The sequence below is a fragment of the Streptomyces sp. NPDC002784 genome, from assembly GCF_053592135.1.
In genome coordinates, this window is the sequence record NZ_JBSFVD010000194.1 from 1 (window position 1) to 1,154 (window position 1,154).

General features: G+C 49.6%; 1 protein-coding gene. It reads left to right on the top strand.

The window, feature by feature from the left end:
• Positions 1 to 108: 108 nt before the first annotated feature.
• Positions 109 to 1,014: an IS30 family transposase gene (locus tag ACWD1Z_RS37740; protein ID WP_047916759.1), complete on the top strand. Its 906-nt coding sequence runs from the start codon at positions 109 to 111 to the stop codon at positions 1,012 to 1,014.
• Positions 1,015 to 1,154 lie beyond the last annotated feature (140 nt).

Sequence of the window (1,154 nt, forward strand, 5' to 3'; positions counted from 1 at the left end):
GGACGGACGCGTGGGCGACGAACCGTACGTCCGGCTTGTCGATGCCCATCCCGAACGCGGAGGTGGCCACCACCACGGCGGGCGCGCCGGCCATGCAAAGGGAAACACCTGACCAATCAAGACCGTTTAAACATTGAACGTTGGCACAATAAAGAAGGACTGAGCAACCGTGAGATTGCGCGCTTATTGAATAAAGCTCATGGGACGATTGACAGAGAGATGAAGCGAGGGGAAATCCAGCTCAAGCGGAAGGTAAAATACTCTGCTAAAAAGGCTCAAGAAAATTATGAAGGATTGAGGGCTCACAGTGTTCGTCCGAGTAAACTCACGACTGAGATTGATTGTTATGTGAGTACACGTCTTAAAGAAGACAAGGACTCTTTGGAAGTCATTCATCAGGCTCTAAAAGGAGTTTCTCTGAGCAGCCTCTACAATTGGGTCAACTGGGGCTGGTTAGAAGCCAAGCGTCATCATCTTTTCTATCCGCAGTATAAGGCGGCAAAGAAAATCAAACCTCGTGCGCCAAAGCATCCTTTTGGTAAGTCTATTGAAGAACGGCCTGAGTTCATTAACAATCGCTTAGAAGTGGGGCATTACGAGATTGACACGGTCATTCTTACGAGAGCTAAGAACAAGGTGCTTTTGACGCTCACAGAGCGAAAATACCGCACGGAGATCATTCGCTTGATTGATGGGAAAACAGCACAGGCGGTCAATGATGAGCTGGTGGAACTTCAAAAAAGTTATGACTTCAAATCCATTACCCCTGACAATGGCCATGAATTTGCAAGGCTCTCTGAGGTCGTAAGCTGTCCAGTTTACTATGCACACGCCTACGCGAGCTTTGAGCGAGGGACGAATGAAAACCATAACCGAATGATTCGTAGGCATCTGCCAAAAGGCACAACAAAGACGACCCCTGAAGAAGTCGCCGCTATCGAGTATTGGATGAACCATTATCCAAGAAAAATGTTCAACTATAAGAGTTCATATGAGATGAGCTTGGCTGGCTAACTTGGACTTGCAATTTGCGTTCTTGCACTGTAAGTTGAAGTGAATGGCGGGCTTCGCGATGGTGCTCATCGCGGCGGGGCTCGCCGGAGTCGACCGCAACCTGCTGGAGGCGGCGCGGGTCGACGGCGCCAACGAGTGGC